At 64.0% G+C, this 16,775-nt stretch carries 14 protein-coding genes; 9 read left to right on the top strand and 5 right to left on the bottom strand.

Translation table 11 applies throughout. From position 1 onward, the window contains the following. From AC16HO_RS00165 to pilH, 6 genes are all read left to right on the top strand, one after another. Window positions 1-2,493, top strand: a 2,493-nt coding sequence (locus tag AC16HO_RS00165) for a 2-oxoglutarate dehydrogenase E1 component (RefSeq protein ID WP_484335247.1), incomplete at its 5' end; no start/stop codon positions are given. 144 nt (window positions 2,494-2,637) lie between these two features. Further along, complete coding sequence (gene odhB / locus AC16HO_RS00160; protein WP_395641903.1) at window positions 2,638-3,852, top strand: 2-oxoglutarate dehydrogenase complex dihydrolipoyllysine-residue succinyltransferase; 1,215 nt, start codon at window positions 2,638-2,640, stop codon at window positions 3,850-3,852. A 137-nt stretch (window positions 3,853-3,989) separates the two neighbouring features. Continuing rightward, the gene (lpdA, locus tag AC16HO_RS00155) at window positions 3,990-5,414 is read left to right on the top strand and encodes a dihydrolipoyl dehydrogenase (RefSeq protein WP_395641902.1); all 1,425 of its coding nucleotides are present in this window, start codon (window positions 3,990-3,992) and stop codon (window positions 5,412-5,414) included. Between the two features lie 88 nt (window positions 5,415-5,502). After that, a complete protein-coding gene (locus AC16HO_RS00150) occupies window positions 5,503-6,393 on the top strand; it encodes a class I SAM-dependent methyltransferase (protein WP_395641901.1) in 891 nt (296 codons plus the stop codon). Next, window positions 6,383-7,375 carry an oxidoreductase gene (locus tag AC16HO_RS00145; RefSeq protein WP_395641900.1) on the top strand — a complete coding sequence of 331 codons (993 nt, stop codon included), beginning with the start codon at window positions 6,383-6,385 and terminating at the stop codon, window positions 7,373-7,375. Before AC16HO_RS00150 ends, AC16HO_RS00145 begins: the two co-directional genes overlap by 11 nt. 120 nt (window positions 7,376-7,495) lie before the next feature. Then, the gene (gene pilH, locus AC16HO_RS00140) at window positions 7,496-7,867 is read left to right on the top strand and encodes a twitching motility response regulator PilH (protein ID WP_395641899.1); all 372 of its coding nucleotides are present in this window, start codon (window positions 7,496-7,498) and stop codon (window positions 7,865-7,867) included. A gap of 178 nt (window positions 7,868-8,045) precedes the next feature. Here pilH and AC16HO_RS00135 read toward each other — a convergent pair whose 3' ends face one another. Then, entirely contained in the window at window positions 8,046-8,948 is a 903-nt protein-coding gene (locus tag AC16HO_RS00135; protein WP_395641898.1) for a DnaJ C-terminal domain-containing protein, read from the bottom strand. A 235-nt stretch (window positions 8,949-9,183) separates the two neighbouring features. Next, window positions 9,184-9,582: an Hsp20/alpha crystallin family protein gene (locus tag AC16HO_RS00130; RefSeq protein WP_395641897.1), complete on the bottom strand. Its 399-nt coding sequence runs from the start codon at window positions 9,580-9,582 to the stop codon at window positions 9,184-9,186. Between the two features lie 127 nt (window positions 9,583-9,709). Here AC16HO_RS00130 and AC16HO_RS00125 point away from each other — a divergent pair, with 127 nt between their 5' ends. Continuing rightward, window positions 9,710-10,186 (top strand): peroxiredoxin, encoded by a 477-nt coding sequence (locus AC16HO_RS00125; RefSeq protein WP_395642162.1) that lies wholly within the window; start codon window positions 9,710-9,712, stop codon window positions 10,184-10,186. Window positions 10,187-10,291: 105 nt separating this feature from the next. Here AC16HO_RS00125 and gyrA read toward each other — a convergent pair whose 3' ends face one another. From gyrA to mtnA, 3 genes are all read right to left on the bottom strand, one after another. Then, on the bottom strand, window positions 10,292-12,964 hold the full coding sequence (gyrA, locus tag AC16HO_RS00120) for a DNA gyrase subunit A (protein ID WP_395641896.1): 2,673 nt from the start codon (window positions 12,962-12,964) through the stop codon (window positions 10,292-10,294). Between the two features lie 365 nt (window positions 12,965-13,329). Next, complete coding sequence (locus AC16HO_RS00115; RefSeq protein WP_395641895.1) at window positions 13,330-13,725, bottom strand: GtrA family protein; 396 nt, start codon at window positions 13,723-13,725, stop codon at window positions 13,330-13,332. Window positions 13,726-13,728: 3 nt separating this feature from the next. Beyond that, window positions 13,729-14,799, bottom strand: a complete 1,071-nt coding sequence (gene mtnA, locus AC16HO_RS00110; RefSeq protein ID WP_395641894.1) for an S-methyl-5-thioribose-1-phosphate isomerase — start codon at window positions 14,797-14,799, stop codon at window positions 13,729-13,731. 122 nt (window positions 14,800-14,921) lie between these two features. On the opposite strand from mtnA, the gene AC16HO_RS00105 reads away from it, so the two are divergent. Both AC16HO_RS00105 and AC16HO_RS00100 read left to right on the top strand, forming a co-directional pair. Continuing rightward, on the top strand, window positions 14,922-15,635 hold the full coding sequence (locus tag AC16HO_RS00105) for a hypothetical protein (RefSeq protein ID WP_395641893.1): 714 nt from the start codon (window positions 14,922-14,924) through the stop codon (window positions 15,633-15,635). Window positions 15,636-15,943: 308 nt separating this feature from the next. Continuing rightward, the coding region (locus AC16HO_RS00100; RefSeq protein WP_484335246.1) for a phage integrase at window positions 15,944-16,775 on the top strand (832 nt) is incomplete at its 3' end.

Below are 16,775 nucleotides of genomic sequence, written 5' to 3'. Positions count from 1 at the left end.
CCGAAGATTCCAGAACTCGAGCCGGCGTTCTACGACCTGAGCGAGTCCGACATGGACATCACGTTCAGCGCCGCGAACACGTACTTCGGCAAGGCCGAGAACATGACGCTGCGCGAGATCGTCCAGGCCTTGCGCGAGACCTACTGCGGCACCATCGGTGCCGAGTTCATGCACTGCACCGATCCGACCGAGAAGCGCTGGTGGCAGGAACGCCTGGAGTCGATCCGCAGCAAGCCCAACTACAGCGCCGACGAGAAGCGCCACATCCTGGACCGACTCACTGCCTCGGAAGGTCTGGAACGCTACCTGCACACCAAGTACGTCGGCCAGAAGCGCTTCTCGCTGGAAGGCGGCGACGCGCTGGTGCCGCTGCTGGACGACCTGGTCCGCCGCGCCGGCAGCGACGGGGTCAGGGAAATCGTGGTCGGCATGGCCCACCGCGGCCGCCTCAACGTGCTGGTCAACATTCTCGGCAAGGCACCGCAGAAGCTGTTCGCCGAATTCGAGGGCAAGTTCGACCATCCGGACGACCCGGCGCATTCGGGCGACGTGAAATACCACATGGGTTTCTCCGCCGACCTGAAGAGCGGCGACAAGACCATGCACGTCGTGCTCGCGTTCAACCCTTCGCACCTAGAGATCGTCAACCCGGTGGTCGTCGGCTCCGTACGCGCACGCCAGACGCATCGCAGCGACCGCGACCACCATCAGGTGTTGCCCGTGCTGATCCATGGCGACTCGGCCTTCGCCGGCCAGGGCGTGAACATGGAACTGTTCAACATGTCGCAGACGCGCGGCTTCGGCGTCGGCGGCACGATCCACATCGTCGTCAACAACCAGGTCGGCTTCACCACGTCCAACCCGCACGACACGCGCTCGACGCTGTATTGCACCGACGTCGCCAAGATGGTCAACGCGCCGGTGTTCCACGTCAACGGCGACGATCCCGAGGCCGTGCTGTTCGTCACCCGCCTCGCCTTCGACTACCGCTCCCGGTTCCACCGCGACGTGGTCATCGACCTGGTCTGTTATCGCCGCCACGGCCACAACGAAGCCGACGAGCCGTCAGCGACGCAGCCGCTGATGTACAAGATCATCAAGTCGCGGCCGCCGGCGCGCGACATCTACGCCAAGCGGCTCGAGGCCGAAGGCACGATCGCCGGGGGCGACGCGCAGGAACTCGTCGACACCTATCGCGCCAAGCTCGAAGCCGGCCAGCCGATTCCCGCGCTCGATTCGAACTTCAAGGATGCGTTCGCGATCGACTGGACGCGCCACCTCGACGCTTCGCTCGACCAAGCGGTCGACACCGGCGTGCCCAAGGACAAGCTCGCCGCGCTCAACGCGAAGATCCTCGACGTGCCGAAGGACTTCACCCTGCAGGCGCAGGTCGGCAAGGTCTATGACGCGCGCGCCAAGATGGCTGCCGGCACGCAGCCGATGGACTGGGGCTTCGCCGAGAACCTCGCCTACGCCACGCTGATCGATGCCGGCTACGACCTGCGTCTGGTCGGCCAGGACGTCGGCCGCGGCACGTTCTCGCACCGCCACGCCGTGCTGCACGACCAGAACAGCGGCCGCGACATCACGATGTTGACCCGCGTGCGCGACGGCGCCACGGTCGCGGTGATCGACTCGTTGCTCAGCGAGGAAGCGGTGATGGCGTTCGAGTACGGCTACTCGACGTCCGAGCCGCGCACGCTCGTGCTCTGGGAAGGACAGTTCGGCGACTTCGCCAACGGCGCGCAGGTCGTCATCGACCAGTTCATCTCCTCGGGTGAAGCGAAATGGTCGCGCTTCTCGGGCCTCGTGCTGCTGTTGCCGCACGGCTACGAGGGCCAGGGTCCGGAACATTCCTCGGCACGCCTGGAACGCTACCTGCAGTTGTGCGCGCTCGAGAACATGCAGGTCGTCGTGCCGACCACGCCCGCGCAGATGTTCCACCTGCTGCGCCGGCAGATGCTGCGCGACGTGCGCAAGCCGCTCGTGGTGATGACGCCGAAGTCGCTGCTGCGTCATCCGCTCGCGGTGTCGACGCTCGACGATCTTTCCAGCGGCAGCTTCCAACTCGTCATCGCCGATTCGACCGCGAAGGACGCGAAAGCGGTCAAGCGCATCGTGTTCTGTTCGGGCAAGGTCTACTACGACCTCGTCCAGGAAGCCGCGAAGCGCAAGCTCGGCGACGTCGCCATCGTGCGCGTCGAACAGCTCTATCCGTTCCCGCGCCCGCAGGTGCAGGCCGAGCTGGCCAGGTATCCCAACGTGCAGGAAGTCGTCTGGTGCCAGGAAGAGCCGCAGAACCAGGGCGCGTGGTATCAGATCAAGCATCACCTCGCCGCGTGTATCGGCGACGAACACACGCTGCACTACGCCGGCCGCACGCGCTCGCCGGCTCCGGCCTGCGGCCACTTGAGCACGCACATCGCCGAGCAGGCCAAGCTCGTCGAGGACGCGCTGGTCAAGGCTCCGGGCGACGACTACTCGGCGGATTGACCAAAAAAGCATTGACCGCGGATCAGAGCGGATGAAAGACGACGAGAGCCGGCAAAGCTCTGAATTGAAAAAGCTCGATCCGCTCCTATCCGATTTGATCCGCCTTTCTCCGCGTTAAAAAATTTTCTTTTCCAAGGACGCCTCATGACGATTGAAGTCAAAGTTCCGGTACTGCCCGAATCCGTCGCCGACGCAACGATCGCCACCTGGCACAAGAAGCCGGGTGACGTGGTCAAGCGCGACGAGAATCTCGTCGATCTCGAAACCGACAAGGTCGTGCTCGAGGTGCCGGCGCCGGCCGACGGCGTGCTCAAGGAAATCAAGTTCGACACGGGCGCAACCGTGACCAGTCAGCAGCTGCTCGCGATCCTCGAGGAAGGCGCCGCCGCTTCAGCGCCGGCCGCTGTGGCCACTCCTGCGGCAAAGGCCGCTCCGGCTCCGGCGCCAGCCGCCGCCGTTCGCACTGCCGCCGGCGTCGATGCGCTCTCCCCGGCCGGCCGCCGCGTTGCGGCCGAAAACCAGATCGATCCATCCGCGGTGGCCGGCAGCGGCCGTGGCGGTGCGGTGACCAAGGAGGACCTCGTCAACTACATGAAGTCCGACCGGGCCGCTCCCGGCTCCCAGCCCGCGGCCCCCGGCGCCGCGCGCGCAGTCGGTGCGCGTACCGAAGAGCGTGTGCCGATGACGCGCATGCGCGCGAAAATCGCCGAACGCCTGATGCAGTCGAAGAACTCGATCGCGATGCTGACCTCGTTCAACGAGATCAACCTCGCCAAGGTCGCGGCGATGCGCAAGGAACTCGGCGAGGCGTTCGAGAAAGCCAACGGCATCAAACTCGGCTTCATGAGTTTCTTCGTCAAGGCTGCGGCCGAAGCGCTCAAGCGCCACCCGATCGTGAATGCCTCGGTCGACGGCAACGACGTCATCTACCACGCCTATCAGGATATCTCCGTCGCCGTGTCGACCGACAAGGGTCTGGTCACGCCGGTACTGCGTGATGCGCAGAACATGGGCTTCGCCGAGATCGAGAAAGCGATCGCCGGATATGCGAAGAAGGCTCGCGAAGGCGGCCTCACCCTGGACGACCTGCAAGGCGGCACGTTCACGATCACCAACGGCGGCACGTTCGGCTCGCTGTTTTCCACGCCGATCGTCAACCCGCCGCAAAGCGCGATCCTCGGCATGCACGCGATCAAGGAGCGCGCAATCGCCGAGAATGGCCAGGTGGTCGCCGCGCCGATGATGTACGTGGCGATCAGCTACGACCACCGCATCATCGACGGCAAGGACGCGGTGCTGTTCCTCGTCGACATCAAGAACCAGCTCGAGAACCCGCAGCGGATGTTGCTCGGCATGTAAGCAAACGCCGGGACTCGGGACTCGGGACCCGGGGCTCGGCAGAAATACCGACGAGGACTTTGCGACTCGGGGGCCAGGCGCTCCCGAGTCCAGGATCCCGAGTCCCGAGCCCCGTTTTCAACCAGGACTCTTGCTCCATGGCAGACCAATTCGACGTCATCGTCATCGGCGGCGGCCCCGCCGGCTACCACGCCGCGATCCGCGCCGCGCAGCTCGGCCTCAAGACCGCGTGCATCGACAACTTCAAGGGCAAGGACGGCAAGCTCGCGCTCGGCGGCACCTGCCTCAACGTCGGCTGCATTCCGTCGAAGGCGCTGCTCGACTCGTCCAGGCAATTCTGGAACCTGACCCAGCACTTCGACGTGCACGGCATCACGACGCGCGACGCGGCGATAAACATCGGCACGATGGTCGGGCGCAAGGACAAGATCGTCAAACAGTTCACCAGCGGCGTCGCGCTGCTGTTCAAGGGCAACAAGATCGCCGCGTACGACGGCTTCGGCACGTTGAAGCCGAACAAGATCGTCAGCGTCAAGCGTTTCGACGGCACCACGACCGAACTGACTGCGCCGAACATCATCCTTGCCGCGGGCTCGACCTCGATCGAGCTGCCGTTCGCCAAGTTCGACGGCAAGAACATCGTCGACAACGCCGGCGCGCTCGACTTCGGCGCGGTGCCCAAGCGCCTCGGCGTGATCGGCGCCGGCGTGATCGGCCTCGAACTCGGCAGCGTCTGGCGCCGCCTCGGCGCCGAAGTGACCATCCTCGAAGCGCTGCCGGAATTCCTCGCCGCCGCGGAAAAGGACGTCGCCAAGGTCGCCGCGAAGGAATTCGCCAAGCAAGGCCTCGACATCAGGCTCGGCGCCAAGGTGTCGAAGGTCGAGGTCAAAGGCAATACGGTGGAAGTCACCTGTGCCGACGCAAAGGGCGAGACGAAGCTCGTCGTCGACAAGCTGCTGGTCGCGGTCGGTCGCCGTGCCGCGACGAACGGCCTGCTCGCCGAAGGCACCGGCGTCCAGCTCGACGATCGCGGCCGCATTGTCGTCGATGAACACTGCGCGACCGGCGCTCCCGGTATCTGGGCCGTCGGCGACTGCGTGCGCGGGCCGATGCTCGCGCACAAGGGTTTCGAGGAAGGCATCGCCGTCGCCGAACTGATCGCCGGCAAGCCGGGCCACGTCAACTACGACTACATCCCGTGGGTCATCTACACCGAACCGGAAATCGCCTGGGCCGGCAAGACCGAGGACGAGCTGAAAAAGGCTGGCATCCCGTACAAGGCCGGCAGCTTCCCGTTCGCCGCGATCGGCCGCGCCGTCGCGATGAACGAGACCGCGGGCTTCGTGAAGATCCTCGCCCACGCCGAAACCGATCGCCTGCTCGGCGTGCACATGGTCGGTCCGGGCGTATCCGAACTGATCGCCGAAGCCGTCGTCGCGATGGAATTCCACGGCTCCGCCGAGGACCTCGCGCGCATCATCCACGCACACCCGACGCTGAGCGAGGCCGTGCACGAAGCCGCGCTCGCGGTCGACAAGCGTGCGATCCACAAGGTGAACTGATTGCGCGTCCGTTCCTGCCGAGCTTGTAGAGGCATGAACGAATGCGGACCCGGCGTTCCCCTTTCGGCCAGCTCGGGGCGATCGGTTCATGGCTAGCGACGTGACGGCAAACCCGATCCGCAATGTTTCCGACACCGCGCTGTGGGTCGCGGTGTATCGCGCGATGGAAAGCGAGCGGGCTGACGCTCTGTTCCGCGATCCCTACGCGCGCCGGCTCGCGGGCGCTCGCGGCGAGGCGATCGTCGCCTCGATTCCACACGGCAGGACGATGGCTTGGCCGATGATCGTGCGCACGGTCGTGATCGACGAGATCGTGCAGCGCTGCGTGCGCGACGGCATCAAGAACGTGCTCAATCTCGCTGCGGGGCTCGACGCGCGACCGTACCGCCTCGACCTGCCGCCCTCGCTGCGATGGCTGCACGTCGACATGCCCGATATGGTCGCGTATTACCGTGAACGCATGGCCGGCGAAGCGCCGCGCTGCGAACTTGAATTCATCGAAGCCGATCTGCGCATCGCCGGGAAGCGCCGCGAGGTGTTCGCATACGCGCGCGCGCAGGGACCGCTGCTGGTGATCAGCGAAGGCCTGTTGATCTATCTCGAAGCGCCGCAGGTCACCGCGCTCGCACGCGACCTCCACGACGTCGCCCAGGCGCGCTGGTGGATTGCCGACCTCGCGTCACCGATGCTGCTCAAATTCCTTGAACGCACCTGGGCGCGCCGCCTGCGCGACGGCAATGCACCCTTCCTCTTCGGCCCGGCGGAAGGCACCACGTTTTTTTCCCCGCTGGGTTGGCGCGAAGTCGAGTTCCGCTCGACCTGGGATGAGTCCTTGCGCGTCAGGCGCACGATGCGCGGTGCGCACCTGTGGCACCTGCTGTACAAGTTTCAGTCGGCCAGGCGCCGCGAGGCGGGTCGGCGGATGTCAGGTATCGTATTGTTCGAATCGGATGGAAAACGGGTTTCACATGCCTCCTGAAAACTTCTCTGCTTTCCGCATCCACGCCGACCGCGGCAATTACCGCGCCGGAATCGAGCAGTTGAAACTCGACGACCTTTCGCCCGGCGAAGTCGTCATCAAGGTCGACCATTCGTCAGTCAACTACAAGGACGCACTCGCCGGCACCGGCAAGGGCAAGATCCTGCGCGAGTCACCACTGGTCGGCGGCATCGACGTCGCCGGCCACGTCGTCGAATCGAGCGACGCGAACTTCAAGGAAGGCGACGCCGTGCTCGTCACCGGCTGCGGGCTTTCGGAAACGCGCGACGGTGGCTACGCCGAATACGCGCGGCTCGAATCGAAATGGGTCATTGCATTGCCGAACGGGCTGACGCTGCGCGAAGCGATGATCCTCGGCACGGCCGGTTTCACCGCCGGGCTGTCGCTGTATAGAATGCGGCAAAATGGACAAGTACCGTCGATGGGCCCGATCGTCGTCACCGGCGCGACCGGCGGCGTCGGTTCGCTCGCGATCGGCATCCTCACGCGCGCGGGCTACGAGGCGCATGCGATCAGCGGCAAGCTCGAACACTTCGACGACCTGATCGCGCTGGGTGCCAGGCAGTGCATCTCGCGCAAGGATCTGTACTGGGGCCAGCGCCCGCTCGAAACGAGCCGCTGGGCCGGTGCGATCGACAACGTCGGTGGCGAGATGCTCGCCGGCCTCACCCGCGTCATCCACCCCTACGGCAACATCGCCTGTTGCGGCCTCGCCGCCGATCCATCGCTCGCGACGACGGTGATGCCGTTCATCCTGCGCGGTGTCAGCCTGCTCGGCATCGCCTCGGCCGGCACCGCGCGCGACATCCGCGACGCCGTCTGGCAGCATCTGGCCAGCGACTGGAAGCCCGCGCATCTGGACCGCATCGCCACGCGCGAAGTCGGCCTCGACCAGTTGCCGGCCGTGTTCGACACGATGCTTGCAGGCGGCGCGTTCGGTCGCACCGTGGTCAAGCCTTGAATCGGGTACGATAGCGCAACCGTGACGCCCATCACGCACGCGCTACGAGCACTGTCGCAACCGAAAACTTGTGCCTACAATCAACCTTCAACTCATCCTGCAGGGGGCAGGCATCCGTACATGGCTCGCATACTGATCGTTGATGATTCGCCCACTCAATTGCTCGGCCTCAAACGCATCGTCGAGAAACTTGGCCATGCCGCGACGACGGCCGAGGATGGCGCTTCGGGCGTCGACGCCGCCAAACGCGATATCCCCGACCTGATCCTGATGGACGTGGTGATGCCGAACCTCAACGGCTTCCAGGCCACGCGCATGCTCGCGCGCGAACCGACGACAAGCCACATCCCGGTGATCCTGGTCACCACCAAAGGCCAGGAGACCGACAAGGTCTGGGGCATGCGCCAGGGCGCCAAGGCTTACGTGACCAAGCCGATCGACGAGAAGGAACTCGTGCAGGCGATCAAGAACCTGCTGCCCGCCGCCGCGTGAGTTGGAAAGCATCGTCGATCCGGATCGACACGGGCAAACCCGCATCGAAAAGTTTTGACCCGGCATTCCCGTGCGCTCGGCGGGAATCCCGCGCCTTTTCACGGGACCAGGCTTTCGAAAGCGAAAGACACCGGATTCCCGCCACAAGCATGCGGGTAATGACGAGCGAAAACCGACGTTACGCGCGCACGACCGATTCACCGAACTCCTGCGCCATCTGCTCGTAGAGCTTGCGCTGCGCGTCGGTATGCGCCGGCGGCGCATGCACCTGCAAGGTGATGAACTGATCGCCTGCCGGTGCGCCGGGCATTCCGCGACCGCGCAGGCGCATGCGTTTGCCGCTGTCCGAACCCGCGGGTATCTTCAATTCCACGTCGCCACCGAGCGTTGGAACCGTCACCGTGCCGCCGAGCGCGGCCTGCCACGGCGCGATCGCGAGGGTCAGCAACACGTCGCGACCGTCGAGGCGGAAGCGGCCATCTTCGCGCACCGCAACTTCGAGCAGCAGATCGCCTGCCTGCGCGCCTTGCGAACCGGGCGAGCCCTGCCCCGCGAGGCGAATCTGCTGACCCGACAGGATGCCCGCGGGAATTTTCACCTCGAGCGTGCGCTCGCCGCCACCGGCGTCGCGCAGGGTGATGCGCTCCCTGCCGCCGCTGAACGCTGTCGCCAGCGGGATTTCCACACGTGCCTGCACGTCGCGCCCGCGCCGCGGACCGGCACGGCCGCGCGGGCCGCCACGACCGCCGCCGCCAAACAGCGACTCGAAGAAGTCGGAGAATCCACCCTCGCCGACGTCGGAGAAATCGAAACCCTGGCCCTCGCCGAAATTCGGCTGCGGCTGGTATTCCTGGCCCGGCCGATAGCCCTGCGCCTTGATCTGGTCGTAGGCCTTGCGCTTGGCCGGATCGCGCAGCGCTTCGTAAGCCTCGTTGACCGATTTGAATTTCTCCTCAGCACCCGCTTCCTTGCTTACGTCGGGGTGGTATTTCTTGGCGAGCTTGCGGTATGCGGTCTTGATTTCCGCGTCGGTTGCGCCGGGCTTGACGCCGAGGATGTCGTAGTAGTCTTTGAATTGCATGTGTGATTCGCGATACTCGAGGGCGATCCGAATGCTTGTCGTTCCCGCGCAGGCGGAAATCCGGTTCCTGTTCTTGTCTGCCCATCAAACCCGCAAAGACGGAGAACTGGACTCCGGGCTCCGCCTCCGCGGCGGCCCCGGAATGGGGCCGGAATGACGCCGGAAAACAGAATACCCGCGGCCAGCATAGCCGACCGCGGGTTGCATCAACAACGATGGACCAGCAGCGGGAACCTCAGTTCACCGCGATCTTGCGCGGCGCGGCCTGCGCCTTCTTCGGGATCGCGATCTCGAGCACGCCGTTCTTGCCGCTCGCCGTGATCGCATCCGCATCGGCGCTGTCGGGCAGGGCGAAGCTGCGCTCGAAGGCACCGTGACGGCGCTCGACGCGCGTCACCTTGGCGTTCTCCGCAGCCGTTTCCTGCTTGCGCTCGCCCTTGATCGTCAGCACGCCCTTGGCCATGCTGATCTCGATGTCCTTCGGGTCCACGCCGGGAATGTCGGCGAGGATCACGTAGCGACCGTCCTCCTCGCGCACGTCGACGCGCGGCGTCCACGAATTCGCATCCTGGTGATCGACGAAGAAGTGGCGGTGATGCGGGCGCAGCCAGTTCTGGTATTGGGTAATGGTCATGTCCGGTTTCCTGCAAGTGATTCGGGCCGATTGCCCGCTGACGGGAAAAATGCGGATGACGAAAATCATTTCAAGTGTCAAAGCAGGGATTATCATTGCCAGCCCTACCCTTGAAAGGAGAAGAACCATGACCATCGCCGTCGGCGGCACCCTTCCCAACGTCACCCTCAACTATCTCAAGGACGGCGTGCAGGCGATCAACACGGACGAGATCTTCAAAGGCAAGAAAGTCGTGCTGTTCTCCGTGCCCGGCGCGTTCACGCCGACCTGCTCGGCCAAGCACCTGCCCGGCTACGTGGAAAAGTTCGCGGAGTTCAAAAACAAGAACGTGGATGTCGCCTGCATCGCGGTCAACGACGCCTTCGTGATGGACGCCTGGTCAAAAAACCAGCACGTGCCCGAAGGCCTGTGGATGCTCGCCGACGGCAACGGCGTGTTCACCAAGGCGCTCGGCCTGGAAATGGACGGCACCGCGTTCGGCCTCGGCATGCGCGGCAAGCGCTTCGCCCTCTACGCCGACAACGGCGTGGTCAAGGTGCTGCACCTTGAAGCGCCGGGCGAGTTCAAGGTGTCCGATGCGGCGTCGATGCTCGCGGTGATTTGATCAGAATGCTGATCGCAGGTTGGGATGAGCGCGAGCGAATCCCAACCATGCCCATGATATGGGGGCACGATGTCGGGGTTCGCTTGCGCTTACCTCAACCTACTGCTATTCCACAGATGCAGGTGATGTTTCAGAATCTGCATCGTCAGCATCACTCTCGGCACCAAGCGACTCGACCGCCACCACGCCCACCAGCGACTCCTCTGCCGGCAAGCGGATCAAGGTCACGCCCTGCGTATTGCGCCCGACCTTGGCGATTTCGTTCGCGCGCGTGCGCACGAGCGTGCCCTGGTTCGAGATCAGCATGACTTCGTGCGCGTCATCGAGTTCGACCGCGCCGACCAGGTTGCCGTTGCGTTCGGAACACTGGATGCCGATGACCCCCTGGATGCCGCGGCCCTTGCGCGGGTACTTCGACAGCGGCGTGCGCTTGCCGTAGCCGCGTTCGGTCGCGGTAAGCACGTAGGTCGCCGACGACGATGCGGATTCGTCGACCAGCACTTCGCCTTCGGCCACGTCGCCCGACTCGTCTTCGTCACCGGCCTGCTCCACGGCATGCTCGACGACGAGCAGCGAGACGACCTGCGCGCCCGCAGCGAGGCGGATACCGCGCACGCCGCTCGCGCCGCGACCCATCGCGCGCACTTCGCCCTCGGCGAAGCGTACGGTGCGGCCATTCGAGGCAAACAGCATCACGTCGTGGCTGCCATCGGTGAGCTGCACATCGACGAGCGCATCATCGTCGTCGAGCGAAATGGCGGCCTTGCCCTTTTGCAACTGGAATTCGAATTCGGTCAGCGGCGTCTTCTTGACCGTGCCGTTGCGCGTGGCGAAGAACACGTAGTTGTTTTCGATGTATTCGCGCACCGGCAGGATCGCCTGCACCTTCTCGCCCTCTTCGAGCTGGAGCAGGTTGACGATCGGGCGCCCGCGCGAGTTCGGGCCGGCCTCGGGGATTTTGTATACTTTCAGCCAATACACGCGACCGAGGCTGGTGAACGCGAGCAGCGTATCGTGCGTGTTGACGACCCAGAGCTTCTCGACGAAATCCTCTTCCTTGATCGCGGTGGCCGAACGACCCTTGCCGCCACGCTTCTGCGCGCGGTAGATCGTCGCCGATTGGCGCTTGGCGTAGCCGGCGTGCGAAAGCGTGACAACCACGTCCTCGGCCGCGATCAGATCGAGGACGTCGAGGTCTTCCTGGCTGGCCTGAATCACGGTGCGGCGCTGGTCGCCGTACTGCGCCTTGATCGCGGCCAGCTCCTCGCGGATGACCTTGAGCAACACGTCCGGGTTCTGCAGGATCTCGATCAGGCCCGCGATCGTGGTCAGCAGTTCCTTGTACTCGTCGGTGAGTTTTTCCTGCTCGAGCCCGGTCAGGCGCGCGAGGCGCATTTCGAGGATCTGCTGCGCCTGCACGTCGGACAATTGATAGCCGGCTTCGGACAGGCCGACGTTCGGCGCCAGGTCTTCCGGCTTGGACGCATCTGCGCCGGAGGCGGCGAGCAGCGTGCGCACGAGGCCCGGCTCCCAGCGCTTGGCGAGCATGCGCTCCTTGGCCACGTCCCCCGACTCCGAGGTCTTGATCAGTTCAATCATCTCGTCGATGTTGGCCAGCGCGACGGTGAGGCCTTCGAGCACGTGGGCGCGCTTGCGCGCTTCGCGCAGTTCGAAGATCGTGCGCCGCGTGACCACCTCGCGGCGGTGGCGGACGAACGCTTCGAGGATTTCCTTGAGGCTCAACAGGCGCGGCTGGCCGTCGACCAGCGCGACCATGTTGATGCCGAACGTCACCTGCATCTGCGTCTGCTGATAGAGGTTGTTGAGCAACACCTCGGCCAGCGTGTCCTTGCGCACTTCGATGACGATGCGCATGCCGTCCTTGTCGGACTCGTCGCGCAAGCCGTCGGGCGAAATACCCTCGAGCTTCTTTTCCTTGTGCAGCTCGGCGATCGCTTCGATCAGGCGCTTCTTGTTCACCTGATACGGCAGCTCGGTGACGATGATCGTCTCGCGGCCGTTGTCGTCGGTTTCGATTTCGGCCTTGGCGCGCACGTAGATGCGCCCGCGACCGGTCTTGTACGCCTCGATGATTCCGGCCGCGCCGTTGATGATGCCGCGGGTCGGAAAGTCCGGGCCCGGCACGAGGCGCAGCAACTCGTCGAAGCCCAGATCGGGATTATCGATCAGCGCGATCGTTGCATCGACGATCTCGTTGAGGTTGTGCGGTGGCACATTGGTCGCCATGCCGACCGCGATGCCGGCCGAGCCGTTGACGAGCAGGTTCGGCACGCGCGCGGGCAGCACGGTCGGTTCGAGATCCTTCTCGTCGTAGTTCGGCTGGAAGTCGACCGTTTCCTTGTCGAGGTCGGAGAGTATTTCCGAAGTGAGGCGATCGAGGCGGCACTCGGTGTAGCGCATCGCCGCGGCGTTGTCGCCGTCGACCGAACCGAAGTTGCCCTGACCATCGACGAGCGGATAGCGCAGCGAGAAGTCCTGCGCCATGCGCACGAGCGCGTCGTACACCGACTGGTCGCCGTGCGGATGGTACTTGCCGATCACGTCGCCGACCACGCGCGCGCATTTGATGTAGGCGCGGTTCCAGGTGTTGTTCAATTCGTGCATCGCGTAGAGCACGCGGCGATGCACGGGTTTCAAGCCGTCACGAACATCGGGAAGGGCGCGCCCGACGATCACGCTCATCGCGTAATCGAGGTAGCTCTGCCGCATTTCGTCTTCGATGTTGACGCGAATGATTTCTTTGGCCAGATCCGCCATCGTGGAAATTTTCCTGGAAATTTTCTGCTGGCGCGACGCTTCGCGCAGGTGCGAAATCAGGCGATTTCGAGAGTTGCAATTCTACCATACGCAGGCGTTTTTCTGGTGAATTTCACGCCCTGAAAACGCACTATTTTTCAATGAATTGGAAGATCAAGAGACTGAACTGCGAAGAACACGAAGAACACAAAGAAGAGCCTGAAGATCGGATGTATTTTTCTCCGTGTTCTCCGTGTTCTTCGTGTCCTCCGTGGTTCAAGCTTTGCTTTTGATCTCTTTGTCGACGAAACGGACACGGATGGTTGGAGCGAGGCCAAAAAAAGACCTGGGAGAGAAAGCAAATTCACCCCTTCCAAGGGGTATCCCTACGCCTGCGGCTTGCTGCGATAAATCCAGTAGCGCGAGGCGAAATAGTTGACGCCGAGCCCGGCGACCGAGCCCGCGGCGACTGCGAGCGGCAGGTGCGCGCCATCGACGTCGAACGCGAGCACGAGCGCCGAATAGGTGGTGAAGTTGCAAGCGAACCCACCGCTCATCGCGAAGATATAGCGCCACCATTCACCGAAGCGCGAATGATTGCGCGTTCCCTGGAACGTGAGGTTGCGATTGAATAGCCACGTCGCCGTGGCCGCGCAGAGAAACGAGATCAGGCGCGCGCTGAATCGGTCCCAGGCGAAACCACTGACGAGGACTTGCAGTATGCCCGCATCGACGATGAAGCCAAGCACACCGCCAACGCAAAAGAGAGCCAGCTGACGCATCGCTCAGTCTCGCGTACCGGCCAGCTTCGCGAGACCTGGGCCGAATGGTTTCTCGATCGCGCCACGCTCGGTGACGATCACGTCGATCAGTTCCGCCGGGGTGACGTCGAAGACCGGGTTCCACGCGTCGGCGCCAGCGACGACGGTGCGCCGGCCCGCCACCGACAGCAGTTCCGCCGGATCGCGCAGTTCGATCTCGATATCGTCGCCATGCCGGGTCTGCATGTCGACCGTGGACCACGGCGCGACGACCATGAATTTCGCGCCGTGGCGCTTTGCGCTGATCGCGAGCTGGTAGGTGCCGATCTTGTTCGCCGTGTCGCCGTTCGCAGCGATGCGGTCGGCGCCGACGATGACCCATTGCACCGCGCCCGATTTCATCAGGTGCGAAGCGGCCGAATCAGCGACGAGTTTGGCCGGAATGCGGTCGCGCACGAGTTCCCACATGGTCAGGCGCGCGCCTTGAAGCCACGGGCGCGTTTCGCCCGCGTAGACCTGTTTGATTTTTCCCGCGGCGAATCCGGCACGGATCACGCCGAGCGCGGTGCCGAAACCGGCGGTCGCGAGCGAACCCGTATTGCAGTGCGTGAGCACACCGATGCCGTCGGTGAAAAAGCTCGCGCCGATGCCCCCCATCGTACGGTTCGCGACAAGGTCCTGGTCCTGGATCGCGCGCGCCTCGGCAGTCAACGCATGCAGCGGATCGTTCTTCGCCGCAACGAGCGCCGCGCGCATGCGCGCAAGCGCCCAGGCGAGGTTGACCGCAGTCGGACGCGCGGCATTGAGCGTGTCGAACGTCGAAGCGAGCGCGGCGACGCTGACCGGGTGGCCAGCGTTGTCGAGCAACCCGGCCTGCAACACGACACCCCAGGCGGCAGCGATGCCGATCGCAGGCGCGCCGCGCACGGCGAGGTCGCGGATAGCTTTCGCCACCGCTTCGGCATTTCGGCATTCGATCTGCACTTCGGTGAACGGCAGCTCGCGCTGGTCGAGCAGGCGCAGCACACCGTCGGCGTAGGCAACGGCGCGAATCGTGTCGTGGCGGTCGAGATGGGCGGCAGTGGATTCGGACATGGCAAATGACGGCAATCGGCAACATGCAAGAATACCGCAGGATCGCTGCCTCCGCCCTGCGTGCCCGCGACCACACGCGCATTGCAACACGGGAAGTCGCGATTTCCGCTAGCATGCGGCCCATGCTCCGCATCAAACGCGACCCGCAGAACCCGCCGCCCGCACGCGAGACGAGTACGCAGATCGAAGCGATTCGCGTCGACGACCTCGAAGCGCAGTTCGTCGCGCTGCTGCGACGAAAGTGCACGCGCGCCGCGCTGACCGGCGCGTTGACCGCGGCGATCGAGGCGATCCCCGGACTGGGCCGCGTGCTGGGGTTCGTCTTCGGCGAAGTGCTCGACGCGAAATTTCTCACCCGCATACAGCGCGAACTGGTCGAAGACACGTTTGCGCTGTATGCGTTGAAATTGCCCGCGCCCCTGCACGACGAGCTGATCATGCGCGTGCAGACGATGGGCGCAAGCGCGAGCATTGCCGGCGATGTGCTCGTACGCGGTGTGCTGCATCGACTCGCCGGACGCCTCGGCGGCGCGGTGACACGGCGCTTTGTGCCGATCGCGGCCATCGTCTCCTCGACCGTCGCCAACGCCAGCGTGACCTACGCGATCGGCAAGCGTGCCCAGGCGGTGGCGAAATGGAGAGATTCGCCGATCACCGGCATGCCCGATGTGGTGCGTGCGTTCAGCGGCCTCGACGAGCGGCGCGTACTCGACTGGTCGGTCGACGCGGTCAAGACCTCGCTGGGCATGATCGGGGATGCCTTGCGCCGGATGGTGCGGATGGGGAAGAAAAACGAAGCAGGAAAACGCGGGAGCAAGGATCGGAAGCGGGGATGATCGTCGGCAAGCAGCAAAAGAACCCGCGCGACGCGCAGGAGTTTTGCTCTTTGCCGATTTGCAGGTGTGGTGGGCGGTGCAGGGATCGAACCTGCGACCCTTGCCGTGTGAATGCCTCCAAGGCTAACACACCAAGGCGCGATCAGGCACATGGAAGCACCTCTCTTCCTTTCTATATCAGACAGATAGGAAAGGCAGCAGGTGCAGGATTGTGCTTGACGATTCGCCCCCGTGCCCTCAAATTGGACCACAGGTGGACCACGCAACGGGATGAAGCCTCTTCCGTCATTCAGGAGAGGACTTCATCCATGAAAGCCAAGATCACCGCTCAGCTTGTCGCCGCATTGCAGCCGGCCGAGCGTCCCTACGATGTCAACGACACGGACCTGCGCGGGTTTCAACTCCGGGTCCATCCCTCCGGCACCAAGACCTTCCTGTGCGTCTACCGGCTGCGCGGGAACGGTCGCAAGAATCGCTACGTCATCGGCCGCACTCCGCCGCTGACGCCGACCCAAGCCCGTGACGAGGCCAAGAAGGTACTAGGCGACGTGGCACGCGGTATCGATCCCAACGAAGCGAAACGCGAACGCCAGCGCGAACAGCGGAAGCCGACACTTAGCCAGTTCCTTGAAGAACACTATGGTCCATGGGCCGGGACGCATCTTGGTACGGCGGAAATGACCCTTGCCCGGCTTCGACATTCCTTCCATGACCTGCTCGACAAGCGGCTGGACAGCCTGACGGCATGGCAACTCGACAAGTGGAAGTCCAATCGCCTCAAGTCCGGCACCAAGGCAAGCACGGTCAACCGCGAGATGGCTGCGCTTCGTTCAGCCCTGACCAAAGCCGTCGAATGGGACCATTTGGCCGATCACCCGATGCGAAAGGTCAAGCAAGCGAGGGTGGAAGACGATCACCGCGTTCGGTACCTGAGCGACGATGAAGAGAAGCGCCTTCGGCAAGCTCTCATGGACCGTGAAGATGCAGCAAGGACGGCCCGTGAAAGCCATCGTCGATGGCTGATCGAACGCGGGCTGGAGCCAGTGGCTCCCATTGGGGCCGAGGATTACGCCGACCACATCCAGCCTATGGTCCTTCTGACTATCAACACGGGGCTTCGTCGGGGAGAAATGTTCAAGC

It is taken from the genome of Rudaea sp., assembly GCF_057139185.1.
The sequence above is the reverse complement of the archived record's forward strand: the minus strand, read 5'-3'. Positions and strand labels throughout refer to the sequence as shown.